General features: G+C 44.1%; 19 protein-coding genes. All 19 read right to left on the reverse strand.

Annotated features, from left to right (window positions below; genetic code table 11):
- Positions 1 to 149: 149 nt before the first annotated feature.
- Complete coding sequence (yqeK, locus tag AZ66_RS08610; RefSeq protein ID WP_044354463.1) at positions 150 to 773, reverse strand: bis(5'-nucleosyl)-tetraphosphatase (symmetrical) YqeK; 624 nt, start codon at positions 771 to 773, stop codon at positions 150 to 152.
- Positions 774 to 989: 216 nt separating this feature from the next.
- On the reverse strand, positions 990 to 2,945 hold the full coding sequence (locus AZ66_RS08615; RefSeq protein WP_197081678.1) for a TOMM precursor leader peptide-binding protein: 1,956 nt from the start codon (positions 2,943 to 2,945) through the stop codon (positions 990 to 992).
- Positions 2,942 to 4,522 carry a hypothetical protein gene (locus AZ66_RS08620; protein WP_044354465.1) on the reverse strand — a complete coding sequence of 527 codons (1,581 nt, stop codon included), beginning with the start codon at positions 4,520 to 4,522 and terminating at the stop codon, positions 2,942 to 2,944. The genes AZ66_RS08615 and AZ66_RS08620 overlap by 4 nt, the downstream gene beginning before the upstream one ends.
- A 205-nt stretch (positions 4,523 to 4,727) precedes the next feature.
- Entirely contained in the window at positions 4,728 to 5,462 is a 735-nt protein-coding gene (locus AZ66_RS08625; protein WP_044354466.1) for a YfjL-like protein, read from the reverse strand.
- A gap of 113 nt (positions 5,463 to 5,575) precedes the next feature.
- On the reverse strand, positions 5,576 to 6,094 hold the full coding sequence (locus tag AZ66_RS08630) for a GNAT family N-acetyltransferase (RefSeq protein ID WP_044354467.1): 519 nt from the start codon (positions 6,092 to 6,094) through the stop codon (positions 5,576 to 5,578).
- A gap of 48 nt (positions 6,095 to 6,142) precedes the next feature.
- On the reverse strand, positions 6,143 to 6,292 hold the full coding sequence (locus tag AZ66_RS31290; RefSeq protein WP_156159932.1) for a hypothetical protein: 150 nt from the start codon (positions 6,290 to 6,292) through the stop codon (positions 6,143 to 6,145).
- Positions 6,293 to 6,306: 14 nt separating this feature from the next.
- Positions 6,307 to 7,179 (reverse strand): GNAT family N-acetyltransferase, encoded by an 873-nt coding sequence (locus AZ66_RS08635; protein WP_044354468.1) that lies wholly within the window; start codon positions 7,177 to 7,179, stop codon positions 6,307 to 6,309.
- Between the two features lie 124 nt (positions 7,180 to 7,303).
- Positions 7,304 to 7,747 (reverse strand): GNAT family N-acetyltransferase, encoded by a 444-nt coding sequence (locus AZ66_RS08640; RefSeq protein ID WP_231586787.1) that lies wholly within the window; start codon positions 7,745 to 7,747, stop codon positions 7,304 to 7,306.
- Positions 7,748 to 7,803: 56 nt separating this feature from the next.
- Positions 7,804 to 8,757 (reverse strand): magnesium/cobalt transporter CorA, encoded by a 954-nt coding sequence (gene corA, locus AZ66_RS08645; protein WP_044354469.1) that lies wholly within the window; start codon positions 8,755 to 8,757, stop codon positions 7,804 to 7,806.
- A 313-nt stretch (positions 8,758 to 9,070) separates the two neighbouring features.
- The gene (locus tag AZ66_RS08650; protein WP_052648444.1) at positions 9,071 to 9,445 is read right to left on the reverse strand and encodes a GNAT family N-acetyltransferase; all 375 of its coding nucleotides are present in this window, start codon (positions 9,443 to 9,445) and stop codon (positions 9,071 to 9,073) included.
- 300 nt (positions 9,446 to 9,745) lie between these two features.
- Positions 9,746 to 10,186 carry an NUDIX hydrolase gene (locus tag AZ66_RS08655; protein ID WP_044354477.1) on the reverse strand — a complete coding sequence of 147 codons (441 nt, stop codon included), beginning with the start codon at positions 10,184 to 10,186 and terminating at the stop codon, positions 9,746 to 9,748.
- Positions 10,187 to 10,236: 50 nt separating this feature from the next.
- On the reverse strand, positions 10,237 to 11,178 hold the full coding sequence (locus AZ66_RS08660; RefSeq protein WP_044354470.1) for a 5'-nucleotidase: 942 nt from the start codon (positions 11,176 to 11,178) through the stop codon (positions 10,237 to 10,239).
- A gap of 33 nt (positions 11,179 to 11,211) precedes the next feature.
- Entirely contained in the window at positions 11,212 to 11,628 is a 417-nt protein-coding gene (locus AZ66_RS08665; protein WP_044354471.1) for a hypothetical protein, read from the reverse strand.
- 142 nt (positions 11,629 to 11,770) lie between these two features.
- Positions 11,771 to 12,664 carry a hypothetical protein gene (locus AZ66_RS08670; RefSeq protein WP_044354472.1) on the reverse strand — a complete coding sequence of 298 codons (894 nt, stop codon included), beginning with the start codon at positions 12,662 to 12,664 and terminating at the stop codon, positions 11,771 to 11,773.
- Positions 12,665 to 12,721: 57 nt separating this feature from the next.
- The gene (locus AZ66_RS08675) at positions 12,722 to 13,288 is read right to left on the reverse strand and encodes a GNAT family N-acetyltransferase (protein ID WP_021257944.1); all 567 of its coding nucleotides are present in this window, start codon (positions 13,286 to 13,288) and stop codon (positions 12,722 to 12,724) included.
- A gap of 63 nt (positions 13,289 to 13,351) precedes the next feature.
- Entirely contained in the window at positions 13,352 to 13,693 is a 342-nt protein-coding gene (locus AZ66_RS08680; protein ID WP_231586788.1) for an NUDIX domain-containing protein, read from the reverse strand.
- Positions 13,694 to 13,849: 156 nt separating this feature from the next.
- Positions 13,850 to 14,215 (reverse strand): VOC family protein, encoded by a 366-nt coding sequence (locus AZ66_RS08685; RefSeq protein ID WP_021257946.1) that lies wholly within the window; start codon positions 14,213 to 14,215, stop codon positions 13,850 to 13,852.
- A 295-nt stretch (positions 14,216 to 14,510) separates the two neighbouring features.
- Positions 14,511 to 15,605: a DUF4303 domain-containing protein gene (locus AZ66_RS08690; RefSeq protein ID WP_044354473.1), complete on the reverse strand. Its 1,095-nt coding sequence runs from the start codon at positions 15,603 to 15,605 to the stop codon at positions 14,511 to 14,513.
- A gap of 163 nt (positions 15,606 to 15,768) precedes the next feature.
- The gene (locus AZ66_RS29695; RefSeq protein ID WP_052648445.1) at positions 15,769 to 16,533 is read right to left on the reverse strand and encodes an SMI1/KNR4 family protein; all 765 of its coding nucleotides are present in this window, start codon (positions 16,531 to 16,533) and stop codon (positions 15,769 to 15,771) included.
- Positions 16,534 to 17,116 lie beyond the last annotated feature (583 nt).

Raw genomic sequence — 17,116 nt, forward strand, 5'->3', positions numbered from 1 at the left:
TTATTCTACCAGCGCCGCATGAGATAATCCATTTCATACTAGATTCGAACTAAGTGGGAGCCCCATTTCCCTTTCAAATTTCCGGCTGCAGTCAACAAAAAATGAAGTGGTCTGACGCCTACTGCGTCAGACCACTCCACATTACAACTTCATTCCGCATTCAATTGTACATGCAATTGTTTATAAGCATCTGCGAGCCAAGGGTGGATGACCTTCAGTGTGTCCTTGCGCTCCCATAAATATTGAATGTAAGCAAACGCCGCATGTTCCAGCGATATTGCGAGATTATGATGTAATTCCTCGATATAAGGAGGAGTGCCTTGCTGATCCCATGCAATCTTGTCGGCAACAAATAGTACAAGATCAAGCTGCGAGGCATCGGCTCGCAGCGTAGTATGGCAGCCCACCGCATCCAGCACTTCAGCATCCTGAACGCCAAATATGTCCCGTGCCATCACCTTGGATAGCTTCTGATGGATGATCATCGGGAATTGCTCCTCTTCGGGGAGTATATCAATCCCTAGCTGCCTAGCCGCCTCAATTCGTTCCTCGTTAGGAAATACGGCGCTTATATCATGCAGCCATCCTGCCAATTCCGCTCTCTCTGGATCAGCGCCATATATACGTGCAACTCTTCCAGCTTCCGCACCTACACTCCTACTATGGTCTGCCGTGTGTGGGCAATGATTGGCGGTTAGGAACCGTTGAATATTCTGTTCTATATTTCCCGTGAACTCAACTTGTTGAACGAGCTTATTTAATAATAGATGCATGTCGTAATACCTCTTTCACTATGGGGATGGGATATCTTGAACTCGACATAACCGCAATCGCTGCTTCTCATAATCTTCTTGTCATTTACTTATTTTACTAGTAAGTTCAATTCGATACCAGCCCAGCAGCACCTCTACATGAATGAAGGTTAACTTCTTCCGTCTGCATGTACGGACAGACATTGATTTCAACTGCATTCTGTCATTCAACATCCTTTACGGAAATGGGTGCGGATGAGGGTTCAGTTCCTCACGTGTAAGCTTACGATCCACATATCCAAGTTTCATCGGTACTTCCAACACTCTGTCAATCCCCTCTAATCGACGTAGATGGTGGCCAAAAGTCATTGGAAGCATGCCTGGAATCAGCACTTTCACGCAGTGTAGGCCATTGCGTAGCGTCTCGCTGGACGATTGATCAACAACAACCACGTCTAATTGCAATCGACGAAACACTTCAAGAACTTCCTTCAACTCTTCTGTTACATCTGTACTGACCAGAACCACTGGGGTTGGAAATTCTTCGGCAAAGGAACGGGCAGGACGCTGCTCCTCTAACAGAAATTGAAGCCTTTCCGCTGCTTCTGGCAAACTGTACAGCAGAGTATGATCTTCCATCTGCTGTACCTCATACGAATCCATAAACATAGACAGTGCTTCCGAACCACGTTCCTTCCAACGTTTTTCAACCATGGAGATTGTCCCCGCAAGTTCATGGACAGCACTCTTAGCTGCTCGTATCGGGTCAAGATGAGCTCCCGCAGAACAGACTACACTCACTTCATGTTCTGCTGTCCCCCTAGCAATCGCCCAGATGCTCGGAATCCCATTCTCCGTTGTTATGTTGTACAACAACACCTCATATCCTAAGACAGCCTTGATCCGTTGAATCATGAGGAGTAGCTCCTGATCCCCTGAGGAATATGGATCGAGCCTAGGACATTGGAGCTTCGCATACCAAGTCATTAAGAAGGCATCACGTTCAACTACTTCAAATATGCCATACAACACCGCTTCTTCCAGACTGCCTCCTAGTGCGCAACCGTTGGAGGTTTCATACACGAAACTCCCTTCGTGCCCTAAGCTGTAATAGGCTACTAGATGAGGAACTAGAATCGGGCGCTCCTGTAAAAATGAATAACCCCACACCCATTCAATAGGGGTATCTGGATCAAAGGAGGCAAACGGAAAACCTTCCTGTTCGTATTGTTCTTGTGCATGAAGCCCTATTGTAGCGGGATCCATAGCAACTTCCATCAGTTGGTTATAACTATCGAACACAACTGGACGTTTACCGCGGGGGGTGATGCCGCAATAACGTTCCAATCCCTCTAATATGGCAGCAAGCTGACTGTTCGTGAACGAATGGGAACGTCCCGCTGTCACCTCATCGTAATAGCCGAGTGGGAGATTGACGACTGCATCCGCAAATACAGAAGAAAGATGCAGCCCTATATCGTTAAATAAGCCGGATCGACGATCCCAATAGTCGTTGAACAGAACCCCCTGTAGTTCATTCATGGAACGACACCGATAGCTATTATCCAGCTTGGGAGATGGTTTAAGCACAATACTCGCTGCTTCCGACGAATCTTCTTCTAGCTGGCCGCATACTGGACAAGCACCATAAGGAAGAATATAATGCCGCGTACAGTTCAAGCTGTGCAAGTTGATCATATAAATGTGACTGTCGGTACACAGTCTGTGTCCGCTTATGAATTTCGATGTCTCCTCAACAAGTAACTGAGCCATATATCGATTCCCTGTCACTTCAATGTCCGGTTCAATTCGTGGGACATAGTCAGGGTTAACCAACTTCATAAGTATGTCATCAGTTGCATTGGTGTTGCTGCCCGCTATCGACATTCTAATGTCTGCACATTGGAAGCATCCGGATGCACCTGGCCAATTCAGCGGACCGACGAACCCTTCCCCCTCACTCAAATAAGCCGATATCCACGGAATTCCCGCTTGCTGAAGCTTCTCATTCACATCCAACAGCAAGCCAAGGTTTTCTTGATCCTGAAGCACCAATGCGATGCTAATACTTGTACTTGGAACGACTTCACTGTGATTCGTCAATCTTGTTACATTGTAATCGCACTGATTCATTAACTGCGCATATACGACATCCGCAAGTAATCCCTCTCCAATCACCAGGACAGTGTTCACGTAGAGCCCTCCTCTCTGAGCCGCACTCCACATACGAAGAATGCCTCTGTACCAAGGAAAGAACTGCTGTGCAAATCATATATTTCGAAGCATGAATCGTCCTTCTTGTGCTTCTCCAATACTCTTTCCACCGTTGCTATCCAATAAGCAGATGTGAACGGATAGGGAATAGGAGGGATCGCGACCGTGTTCATTGAATTATCTTCTTCGCATTGAACTAGAAATAGATCGGACGTATGCCCCTCAACCTGATTTAGCGCCTTCTGAAGGGAATGGCGCAGCGCAATTGTGAAATCTACATCCACACTTCCATACCAATTATCCCTCGAATAGACCCATACTACCGGATAACCTAGCAGCGGCTCCCCCGCCGCAATAATAGACTCATCTCCCATGATACATAGCGATTGCAAATAATACTGACAACGGCTGTCTGCTACATGTTCATATCGCAGTCGCGTTACGATCATTTGACTCGTCCCGTGTCGGCTGTGGTCAATACGATCCTGCAATCGTTTCGTCAAGTATGCCCTAATTCCCCGTCCAACAGCTTCAGCTGCCTCACAACCTGCACCTACACCGATAGCAGCCACATGGTCATTCCCCGATACAGGGAACAGAAACGGTAATAAACGTGCCGCATACGCTTCCAATCCTGCCAGTCCCGACTCGCGCCGAGCCTCTTCATGTGTCAATCCACTGCACATGATTGCTGGCAGTATTCTGACAAATGATTCAGATGCCGGATCAATCGGCTGCACCATGCATTGTGCAAGAGGAAGCTGCACAATTCCCGCTTCTTCCCATTTGTGAAAAATTCCAATTGAAGAGGAAGTCATATCTGCGAAGCTGGTATACCAATCTGATTCATTCATTCGCTCATTACTTGCTGTGATGACTTCATCCACTGCAGATATACGGCAAGCCGCCTTACTCCCTCGTTCAACATCGAAGAGATGTGAACGAATGGAATACCAGCTCCCTGTTAAGCTATTCGGATCAAGAATATAGCATTGATCTCTACAATTTCCTTCTCTTCCCGCGGACACTTCCCGATGATATTCATGCACAACCAGATTTGTAAGAATATGAAGTGCCGAGAACGAGTAGCTCTGTTGCTCATTCTCGCTTCGGAACACGGTCGGATGCAGGCTCCGCCACACCGCTTCTGGTCGTGCTGATCCGTCCACATCTAACAATGGCCCAACTAATCCAACCCCACGTAAGGTTATCGCAGGCAGAAGAGGTTTCCCCTCCAATTCACATGCATCCTGAAGGTCTCTCCATTCAGCCAAATTCTCAAGCTGAGCAGCGTATAGGATAAAACGGTATGGTCGAATAATACTGCACCAATCTTGTTTGAGATCTCTCCGTTCAGCTTTCATCGTGACATTTGAGGTCAATCTTCCCTCTTCGTTAGGCTCCTGATATACCGTAAACGCAACATGATCGGGAGTTTCCGTGTCAGTTGTGCAAACCGTCAGTGTGAAGTCTCCCGCTTCATGCCAGGTTTTTACCAATGAATCCAGCATGGATCCCGAGCCGATAGCAAGTACCCCCTGTTCTTGCTTAGACATAAACAATCCTCCTTTCCCACAAACACCTATATTTCATTGAAATCGATACGCTTCGTTATCGTGAATCCGACCTAGAAATGTCATTGTTAACGTATGTCAACGTCTGCTTCACTATGACTCGCGTACGGCCTAGTCCTACTGCAACAAAAAAAGAGCTGCCTCCATGTCATTAGCGTAATGACAGTTGAGACAGCTCTGCGTTCCCTTACAGGAGCTTTATGTTCTTCTTCAAATCCTCAATGGATTGGATAGGCTTGAGTTGATCGTGCTCTAGATGAAGCATTTCGGTCTTTGACATTTCATTTTTTTGAGTCCTTTTATCCTCAGCTGCCCTAACGAAGACACCCATTGGTTGAGAGGTTCTCACCATATCATTGATTACCTCTCGCAATTGCTCCAACACATGGTCGCCTATATCGACACTCTTCAACCGAATATACAATTCAGGAACATCCTTGGGCTTTACCGGAATGTGCACCCCGTTCTGATCCTGATCACCGCTAAGCCCTTCAGTAAGTGATAACGTGTAATATGCGTATTCAATCTGAATCGTATCAATATCTTGAAGCTTGAACAGATCGGGATATTTTGCCTGCAGTCCATCACGAATAGATTCAGACCAATACACAAGGGTATAATCGTCTTGCAATCGCTTTCCAACATAGTTGCCCTCGTCGTCGAAGTCACTTTCATCGTCCACACGAATGATCGCTTTGTTCGAATCCTTTACGTTATATACTTTCGCCGTATATACTTTAAATTTAAAATTATAAGAACTTCCTGCCGCTGCAACATCCATATTGTACTTTTGTTTCATATAATCGATTGCCTTCCGCTTTACTTCAGCATGTTTCCAAGGTAATCCTTCCATTTCCGTATAGACGAAAAACACAAAAGACAACAGCAAGACAACAACCACAATCGATATTATTTTCTTCATGCACAACACCTACCTGACCGAATTGTACACACTAACTTCATTGTTCTCACTTCTCCGCATAACTGATTCGTGTACAACATGCGAGTGCGGAGTGCACAGTTTCACTTCATCTTTTATCCGTTTTCTGCATAATCCTTTTGAAGCCTGGCAAATAGAATAGCATCTATAAAACTGTCATTTTTGCGATAGCACTCCTGCAGCAATCCTTCTTGGTGGAATCCGGACTTCTCAAGCAGTTTTTGGGAAGCCGTATTTGTCTCAAACACATAGGCTTCGATTCGATTTAATTGCATCTCTTCAAATCCAAATGCGACTATGCGGTTCAATGCTTCCGTCATCAGGCCCTTACTCCAATGGTTTGGATTCAATTCGTATCCGATCTCGGCTTTGCAATCTGCTCTCCGCCAGTTGTGATAGCCGCAAGTCCCAATGATTCTATCCTCCGATCGAAGTGCAATTCCCCAGCGAATGCTCTGTCCTTCCTCGAATCGTTGGTTCCATCTCTCTATTAATTGTTCGGCTTGTTCAATCGCCACGAAATTATCCAAGTTATAATACTGCGTTACTTCGTCCGTTGAGAAGTTCTCGAATAGATTGGCCGCATCCTCCGACCTGAGCTGCCGTAGAATCATTCTGTCCGTTTTAACCTAGGAAAAGTTGCTATCATCTCGCTTCCTCCTTCAATTATTCATTTTCTTTAACTCATCAACGATATCCTGAAGCTGTTTCATTACTTTCTTATCATTATCAAGCTTCTTCTTCGTGTTTATTTCAATTCTGACGAGTGTAGCTAAGAAGAAAAACGATAAAATAAGAACTGACCATTCCATGTTCATACCACCCGTTATCCAAATATTTGCGCCGCAATCCCGTATAGCGTATGATTTCTTGCCGGCAGCTGTTGTGCATTCTTAATCATCACCGGAGGATGGGTCTCTCTCTCAAAACCAGCCTGCATCAACAGCTCGATAAATTCAGGTTGTTCCTCTGGAACATCAATACGAATCAGCTTGCCCCGGTTATCTCCGGCCAAATAATGAATCATGGCTGATGCCGCTTCCTGCTGTACAGCTACCACTGGTCCAAGAACGAGATACTTCGGGCCTTGAACGGCAAATCCATACCCGATCAGAGTACCTTCGTTATCCAGTACAACTACCCCCTGCTTCGCCTGTTTCCAGCGAGCAGATAGGAATGTCTCTCTGTCTGCTCCAATGGCCAACTGATCCAGCTCACGAATCTCGGGGAAGTGTTCCAACCCTAGCGGCATGGTATGCATTTCAGAGACAGAATCACTCTGATTAGATAATATGGAATTGTAGCTAGAACATACAAGCTTATTGACGTAGGATACGGTATGATATCCCATGCTTTCATACAAAGGCCGGCCTTCTTCCGTTGCAATCAGCATAATGGTGTCGCTGTTATCTACAGCGTCCATACAAGCTTGAACAACCGTCTTCCCTAAGCCCATCCCTCTATAGCGTTGATCAACGATAACCATACCAATGGTAGACAATCCAGGCTTGTAGGTAAGAATAGCAGCGCTTGAAATAATGTCGCCTTGCTCATTGCGATGTCCCCATACCGTGCCAGATGACATAATCGTCTGAATATCCCGTTCATCATAATCCCAACCAATCGAAGCGGATAGGTCTATCAATCCCTGAGTATCTGTTATACGCAATTGCTCTACAGCTAATGTCTGATTCGGCATCAAATCTATCACCTTTCTGAGCACACACTTTAGAAATAGAAATAAAAAGAACCCAGCTTTACAAGATCGTGCTTCTGTAGGACTGGGTCTGAGGTTGATAATCAATTATTCCATTATTATACACCTAATAACTCTTTAACACGCATAAAAATCGCTCCACACCCGGATATTTTTCACCAAGACTTGTAACAGCAAAGCCAGCTCTCTGATAGAACCCAACCGCGTCTCGATCCGTTTCTGCTTCAAGTCTAGCAAGATTGTGGATCTGCATCATATGTTTGATCATCGTATGTCCAATTCCCTGACCACGAAGGTGCGGCTTTACCGCGATATGACGCAGTACGCCTTCTCCATTCTCACCTACACCCATACCAATTAATCCGACCAGCTCTGCTTGAATGACAACTCCATGCAGTAACAGGGACTCATCGCTCCGGTAGAGAACAACCTGTCTATTGATCTTCTCTTCGTTCGGGTACATACATGATGCAAGCAACTCTCGCACCTGCTCCCAATCCGAATCCCCCTTGAGATTAACTGGTGTATTCAATGTATTCATGTTGTTCATGTTGTTGCGACCTCCATATAGCGACTCTTATTTTCTTGAAGTCCTTGCTCCAGTTTTCAATCAAACCAGCCTTTTCTTTTAAACCACGCATACATTCCAATCCCGCCGCCAACGAGTACTCCCAAAACGATAAAATAACCCCATTGCCAATGAAGCTCAGGCATGTTATCAAAGTTCATACCGTATATCCCAACTATGAAAGTTAGAGGCATAAAAATAGTCGTTATGACTGTCAATGTCTTCATGATCGTATTCATTCGATTGGAGTTTAAAGACATATAGCTGTCTCTCATATCAGCAGTCATCTCACGGTTCGATTCGATCATTTCGGAGAGCTTCAGCAAATGGTCATAAATATCTGTGAAGTAGAGCATGTTGGTCTTTACGCCTTCGATGCGTTCAGAATTAATGATTCGGTACATCAATTCCCGCATCGGCAATATCGTTTTTCGCAGTTTTAACAGCTTGGATCTGATTTCAAATATGCCGTCCATCACGCTTTGGATAGAGTCTTTCCCCTCATTTGTTTCAATATCAGACAATTGATCTTCAAGCTGATAGGCCGCAGGGAAATATTGATCGACTAACTTATCGATAACCAAATGAGCCGCATACACATGGCCAGCTTCGAACAGCTGCTGCTTCTCAGCAATGCGATTCCATGCGTCGTCGATTTCCTGTGAAGGATTCAAATGAAACGTTACAATGAAATTGTCTCCCCAAAATAAATCCACTTCTTCCGCCGCAAACGTTTGAGGGTGGAATGAGTGCAGAACAAAAAAATGAGTGTTTTCATAATGATCAACTTTCGGGCGCTGCAGCAAATGATGCAAGCAATCTTCAACTGCTAGCGGGTGAAAATGAAAATACTGCTCCAGCAGCAACGCTTCCTCAGGCGAAGGTTCATTGAAGTCCACCCAGTACCACTTTGCTTGTATATGCTTAAGCTCCTCTAAGGTTATATCTCTTTTCAATTCTAACTGTTCCGTCACAGCCAATACACGAATCATAGTACATCGATCCCCTCAAGTTAGTTAATGACATGTAGACACAATAGGATCCAGTTGTAATAACTGTCGTAACTTATTCCGTATAAATAGCACGGCCATTCAGTCGATATGCCTTCCATACCTTTCGAAAGGTGAAACCGTCTCACTTTGAGGCTTGCTCGTGATAGTTTGTACCGACCGAGTCGATCCCAGCTGATTTTGTTTTAATTTGAGTTATTTGTTTATGAAAGTACAACTCCAATTTCCTTTTGATATTTGCTATGACCGTCTGTACTCCCTACCTTCTCAAGGCCTTGTGTCACGTAATACGCATTCAACTTCTCATTATCACCAACGCAATCAGCCGGATATACTTCTTCGCAGAAGGAAATTGCAAGCCATTCTCTACCCACGTTACGATATGCTTGCCGATCCCCTTCCCGGCATAGTCTCGCGACAGTGCCAATCGATGAATCATTACAGAATCCCCTAGGTCGGTATTAGGCCAAATATGAAGATCCCACTCTTCTGGTTCCATGAGCACACAAACCGTGCCAATCACAGTATCTCCTTGCAAGACGACATAAGCAGAACCACTGTCAATGCTCGCTGTAATATCATCTCTGCTGTATCCGTCAAGGAAATGTCCCCATTGTCTTATTCCCTTACTGCGCAGCCAATCTGCCGTCTCCAGAAATATGCCCAGCATCGCCTCAAAATGTTCAGATGTCGCTGGGCAAATCAGATATTCTTGAGCTATGGTGATGTTGCTTGATGATCATATTCTCCATTATCGTCACCTCGTATTATGTTCAACCTTTTATTCTTCCAAGTATAGGATGCGAAACAACCCACATCTAGCAAATAGCGAAAGGTGGGTTGAAGTAAGACTATGCAGCTATTCAAAAACGGATCAAAAGGGTTAGAAATCACATCTCCAATTTTACCGATCCCAGATCTTAACTATACTACATCATGATAGGAAAGACAAATGTTCGTTAATTTCCATTCAAATTTCAGAATCAAGCTCGAACAATAAAGAAATAAATGGGGTGACTTTATGCTTTGAATCTTCAATGGCAATCCAACAAGCACCAAGTGAATCCTGTCCATCTCCGCCCACTCTCAATTCATGATCATTAGGCATGTCAACATTGTAAGTGATGCCGATATGGTGGAGTTCTTCTAGCGTATCCTCGGCATAGGGATATATGAGGTTGTATGAGAGCGCGATTCGTATCATTCCCGAACAATTCACGATTCCTGTTTCCTCTTCTATTTCCCGCAGCAGCGCTGCATAGGGCTCTTCACCGAACTCGATTCTTCCTCCCGGAAGATCCCATTTCCCTGTATGCGGGCCTCTTGCTTTTTTGATCAGCAGGATTTCATTATTTCTCATAACGACACCATATACGCCAAGATGAGTATGTTTGATTACGCTGCTCTGCATCACTACATCTCAGTCCCTTCTGTTGAGAGATTGGATACATGTTCTCTGCTCTATCGCGTCTCGCCTGCCTCAACATTTCTTACTCCGAACGGGACGTGTACGGAAGGCGCGATTGTCGCAACCCCCTCAATATGACCGACCTGGTCATCGAAAAAAATGTGCGGTTTAAATATTTTCAATACCCGCTCCTTATCCACTCCGCCTAAGAAAAAGGCTTCATCAATCCGGATATCCAGCTTTCTCAGTGTTGAAATCACCCGTTCATGCGCAGGCGCATTCCGCGCCGTTGCGATGGCGACTCTTATTTTCGGTCGGTAATCTGGATTCTCGATTCTACGATTGATCTCTCTTCGCTGCAGCTTGGATATTTCGAGAAAGAAACGCTGAAGCGGCCCGGCTGGAAGCGGTTCTCCCGCCTTCAACCGCTCATGCTGGTGAAACTGCTCAATTGCTCCCTTTTCATATACAGCCTCTGCCGAATCATCTGCAATAATCCCGTCGAAATCAAAGGCAATGCGAAGCTCTTCATCCTCGTCATCATCAACAAAATCAGTTGGATACACGCAGCCCGCTGGCAATCCCAACTCAACGGCTTGCTTCACATCATCCTTATTGCCGGACAAGAAGAGCGACGCATTAAAAGCATCCATATATACAAACGGATTATTTCCTGTGACGAACACCGCCCGCGTAATAGGCAGACCATAATGCTCTATCGATTTGAATACGCGCAGACCCGTATCCGGATCATTGCGGGATAACAGAACGACCTCTACTGCTTGATCGCCGATATCCGCACCGTTCAGACCGAGCAATCTTTTAATAAGTGGGAAAGCCACACCTTTATCCAGCACCCGCTTCTCATTCTCTCGCTGATACTTCCGATATTCTTCTTCACCATGTTCCTGAAAAACAGCATCTGATTCTGTCAAATCAAACAACGCACTCGACGCTACAGCCACTACCAATTTATCTTGGATGTGATACCCCATAAGATTATCCTTTCACTATTTTTGCTCTTGTATTTAATTCAAGTGTTCGCGCATCTTCTTCCCAATAATGTCATAGAACGAGAAGATATTATCTTCAGGGCCATTCACGATTCGCTTGAATGCCTTCAAGATTGGATTAGCCTTCGCTCCTTGAGCATCCAACAAATACCCGCCTTCTACCACTTCCCAGCTGCAACGTTCCCCCAGTTCCATTCTCATCACTTCGCCCACATAGGTTCCCCATATCGCTGCGATTGGCCAGACCTCTCGATCAAGCGGCTTAATCATATCATCATGACTTGCATAATCATTCGCATAGTTATCCAATATGTCCTCCACCCGATGAATACTCTCGCTGCTGAAGTCCAGCGTGTGCCCCATCGTTTCGGCAATTTGAATGGCTAGCTTCGTATGATGTACGACCATTTCATGCAAACTGTATGCTTCCATGTTGTTGTCCTCCAATTTATTCTCGTTGTCGTTATTCTCTATCCTTCATGAACAAGCATGCCTAGGCTCACTGTACTAGTTAGATTCACAGTAACGCCCTTCTGTATAAGGATGCCATTCTTCTATCCCAGTCCGCTGTTTCTTAATGATCAGCTTCTTTTACATACCCGGCCATTTGTTCCTTCCAATACTCCCAAGCAGACAAATATTCAGGTAAATCATGCGGATGGTGCTTAATACTCAATCCGATTCGTATGTACAGTTGAATCATCACTTCCTTCAACAAAATGGATTGTTCGACTGGCTGATATCGGAGATGCTGATATGCCTCTAGCAGCATTTCTACTGTCAAATCATCCGGTGAGGAACAGTAAGCATACAAAAAGTCATAGAGTATGGGCCCAGCCATCGGTGATGGGTCAATAACCCCTCGAATGGTCAAATCCTTATAGACAAAATTATGAACGCCTGTATCTCCATGCAGCAAGAATCGGTCAGGTGATTCACCAATCGCTTGAAGCACATCCTCGCAGAATGATTTCATCAGTTCATAATCAACCGTATCCAGTACATTGCCAACATTGGTTCTCGCGTCGGCTATTCCGATCTCGCAGAATTGCCGCCATGACGAGCGTGGACGCTCAATCCTCCCCCATATATCGGCTTCCGCATAGGGCTGATACAGGTTGATAAGCTCTTCAACTACGGTTCTCAACCAGTTCCTTTTCAAGCCCCTCTCTATATGCGTAACACCGTCAATATAGGTATATAACATGCATGTCTGGTTCGCATTTGTGTAATGCACATCGGGTAGCAACTTAGAATGGGAATACGTCTCCAGCACGATTTTTGCTAAGCGAATTTGCTCCCGACATTCCATCTTTAAAGTGAATTTAGGTATCCCTTGCTCAGATAAAATATAGACGACCCCTTCGGTTGTTCCCTTCATCTTCTTGAGTTGAAGGTGTTGACCGTCTATCAGCCCTTGTTCCACCAATTCATCCACTATCATTGACACTTGTTGATCATGTTGCATATCTTTCAACTCCACCTATATAAATAACTCTCCGATATGGAAGATAGGAACTCACTTCTACTTCCCAGGCCATTCAGACTTGCGCAGCTTGTAATAGAAATGCGGCTGTCCGTCAATTACAATTTCACCTTGCTGCTCAAATCCACACTTTTGAATCACTTTATTTGAGGGTATATTGTTCAGCAGCGCAACAGCATTCAGCTCATTTACATCCGTATTCTCGAACAAATAGGCGACAAGCGCTCGTGCCGCCTGCGTCATATATCCCTTCCCGGAATAATCTTGAGAGATGGCATACGCAATTTCCCGATTCGGAGACGGTAATTCATCCTTCATCCCTGTTACGCACCAGCCTATAAACGCACCTGTCTCCTTCAGCACAATTCCTAAGCGTAGGCAAAGATCACCAATATGTCCGTCTTCTGCAACCGCCTGCAGAAATTGCTTATTCTCTACCAACTCGTAGTTGGCCATCCAATCCAACCTTTGCTCCTTCGTTGCGTTCCAATCCGGCAAAAATTCCAAAATAGCAGGCTGCTGCGTTAATGCACATATAGCATCCACATCTTCCATTCGATACTCACGCAGTAATATGTCGCCACAATCAATTGTAAACTCTGTCATTCTGGTCAACACTCCCCTGATGATACAATGTCGCTCCCCCAGAAGGGAGTTCGATTGCCCTTCTTATAATGTGTAATCGCTTCCCGAACAGGAATACGGGAGCAGATTATGCTCGTCCATCTCATTGACATGAATCCAATAAAATTCTAAATGTTGTTCCTTCGATTCCGGGTTCCAAGAATGTTCAATGCCCTGCGCATCTGCAATAAATAAATGATTGATTTCCTGATGATAAACATTGTTGTCTTCATAACCCGCTTCAACCGCACCAATATACTGCTTCACTTCACACTGTAGGCCCAGTTCTTCGAATATTTCACGAGACAGCGACTCCTGCATTCCTTCCCGAAATTCAACATGTCCACCTGGCAGAAATGTATTGTCCATCCCAATGCAATGTGCCACTAGCAGGTATTCCCCTGATAACATAATGCCTCTGGCTAACACATGATATTTTTGTCGCATCTCGCACTGCATTGCAAGCTCATTCCTCTCCGATGTTATCGCTCTTTTGCTACCTGTATGCAATTATGCACACGAATCTTTCCATTGCTACCTCAATCACGAATGATCCGTATGTGCCAAAATATTTACAAGCTTCCCGAAAGGATCTCGCACATAGAAGCGCCTCACTCCCCAAGGCTCATCTGCAGGCCCGTATTCAATCGGGAAACCAGCACGCTCCATGTTCATCAGAACAACATCGACATCATCTACTTCTATCGACATATCCGGCACAGGCGTATCTGAACCTCCTTGCGAAGCAATGCTTATCTGGATGCTCATTTGGTCGTTAGAACCATAAGTTGCGATCCAGCCATGATCCATCATGAGATCAAGCCCCAATATTTCCTCGTAGAAACGCTTAGCTTCCGATAGATTCGACGCGGCTATATCTATATTGGCAACGATTCGTTTAACCGTCATAGGTACCTCCATCATAAGAAATCAGATATTATCCTCTGCATTCGCTTTAGACTACCATGAACTTCCTTTCTCAAGTGTACTTTACCTCCAAAAGGAAGTATACTCTCATTCTGATAAAGCGATTATAACTATTTGCATCGTAATTTTTTGGACTGTTTTTGAAGGGGTTTTTTCGGGATTTGGCAAAAAAACAAGCCTGAGCGCATTGCTCGGGCTTGTCTGAATTTTATTGATTCTACTGTTTAAAATTTCAACGACCTAAATAGATTTGCGAAAAGTTGAACTATTTCAAGTGCTATGCCAAAAGTGCGCGAATCTTTTTCCTTCTTGCAGTAGAAACATCGCCGTTTGAAGCGCCTACACTAAGCAAGACTGGTGAATTATATTCTTTGGCAAAGAAATCCTCTGCTTTTAATTCCGCCAACACCTCCGTACAAAGATCAAGCAACTTATCGCGGAAACGTTTCATTTTGCCATCTGATCCCAAAACCGCACTGTACATGGCAAGTTCGTTGCATATCGGCTCGAATAAATCGAGGGTAAAATCTGTGCCTTCATAACGCCATTCGTTAGTAGCGTAAGCAAAATAATCCTTATCTGAGGGATCTTCAGTCACAAGTTTTTCTAAATGTGCTTTTGTATTTGCCGCGTCCGCTACCATAGAGCCTTCATCATCAACGTATAGTCCAAAAGAGATGATTACTTCATGTCCATGCGCTTTTATTATTTCGCGGAATGATTTTTGTGCGGCTTGTTTCAATGGTGCTTTTAATGCTGCAAAGTCAAAGGCGGGCAGTTTGGGCATAACGATAAGTTCTTTGATAAATGCATCAAATGTAGGAGCAACGGTTGTCACTTCCCAATAATATGTTTCGTTTATATTCCGCCAGTCCTCTATTCCGTCGACAGGTTCGCCGTTTTTGCCACACCGAACTTTTCGAGTAATGAAAGCAACAGACGGCTCCCCGCTTGTCCCACACTCCAAATAGTTCAAAACAAAGAAATCATAATATGGGGCACCCAAAATGCCGCCAATTTCCAATAGATTTGGAATGTCATAGAAGAGTTGGGGCATATCACGCGCCTTGTGTCCGGCATAGTGCGTTGGAAGACTTTCATCTCCAGGACGGCGACCGGTTGCATTAATATAATCAATTTTTACATGCCGAATCGCATTGCCGGATGCATTATGAATAGGAAAGCCATTGCGTTTAAGTAATCCACCATTTTGCGATGCGGACACAAACTCAATGTAAGAGGCGGGCAGTTTAACGCCCAGCCGTTGCTCCAACGCTGCTAATTCTTCATCGGATGGCAGTGGCAGGGTAAAATACGCTGTTTCTTCCCTCTTCCATAAGTTTTTAAAATCAGCTTCAGTAAAATAACTCATCTAGGTACCCCTTTTCACAAGCATTCTTTGCGTTCGCCCAAAACATCCAAAACAAGGCGTAACACAAACGTCGCCACGCAAAATATAATTATTGCCGTTCGCTAAAATTGAACTACCTACGCCATACTGCTTATTAGGTGTATGTGAATGTAAATATATGCCCTTAATACTGATCCAGTTCCTTACACGTTCCGTTCACTTCATCCCAAAATTCATTATTCAAATCAATTTCTAAAGGCAGTTCGATTAAATCAAAGGGAACCTCTACATCTTTACTTTTGAGTACTCTCAATATCTGTTCAAATTGTTCTAACGTATCTGCAATTTTAATCGGAACCCACTTTCCCGTTCCGTGATAGGAATAGTAGACAGGAAAGCCAATATCTTTTTGAGTAAAGTCAATATAAAAAGGATCATCCATCGTGTTCACCGCGAAAACATACCAGCCATCCTGCCAATCGCTGTTTTTATCTGAAACGAGAAATTCCCCTGAGAGAGAGTTAAAGCGATAGCCTTCCTGTATTTTATTAAAATCATTTATGTCTGCGTAATATGCTGGAAGCATTCCTATATAATCAAAGCAGATATCAAGATTTATAAATTCTACTAGTTGCTTCGGCAATTCTGGAATCTGTTTGGCTTCCTCGGGGATCCGAGCTTCAACGGATATTACTTCCTCCCTATCATCCCTTTCGATGATTTGAAGGATCTCTGGGTTCTTTAGTCGCTTAATTAAATAGTCGGCTGTACCAAAGTACACCTTTTCCATAAGCGTATATGGCAATGACTTAGATTGTTGGTATAAATGTGTTGCATTCGTGGTGAGTTGCAAGGCTTCTCTAAGATGTATCAATCCCTTCAAGCCATCAGGTGGCAACTTAACAAGCACGATATCAACCCATACACTGTTAGGTATATCCTTCATCATCTAAAACCTCCTGTCTGTACTGCAAATACGGTAGCATACCCACCCACTAAAATCTACATTTAGATACAACCGCTATTTTAGCGATTGAACTTTTTGGAGTAATCTGGTGTAATTAATGAAGTTGAATGTTGATAGAAATCGTTGAGAAATTATATAGTGCGAGGATTTAAAAGTATGTTAATTTTAAAACCTGTAATGCCCGAATTCAAAATATCCACCACTGACCTAAAGGTAGTTTATACAGAATCATCATTTAGGTTTTTATGAAGTGGTAAATTCAAAATACTTACTGGAAAACGTAAGCAAACATGACCCTAAAAATAGGCTTGGTCTAAGGCATTATATGATTACAGGATATGATGGCTATGTAGAATTAATAGCATCAACCTATTCGGTCAATGAATAACTGTTGTAGATTCCTCACATGATTGGAGTTGTTGAGATGTTTAAGCTAAATGACATTGGAACCGATACATCGCTGCCTGATCTTGTCAGACACATTAATGAAGGCAATCTATCAGAGCTGCGCGATGCCATTGCACAGGGCTGGGATATGGAACAAGAGATTAGAATAAGCCAATAT

The organism is Paenibacillus sp. E194 (assembly GCF_000935845.1).
GTDB classification, from domain to species: Bacteria; Bacillota; Bacilli; order Paenibacillales; family Paenibacillaceae; genus Paenibacillus_B; species Paenibacillus_B alvei_B.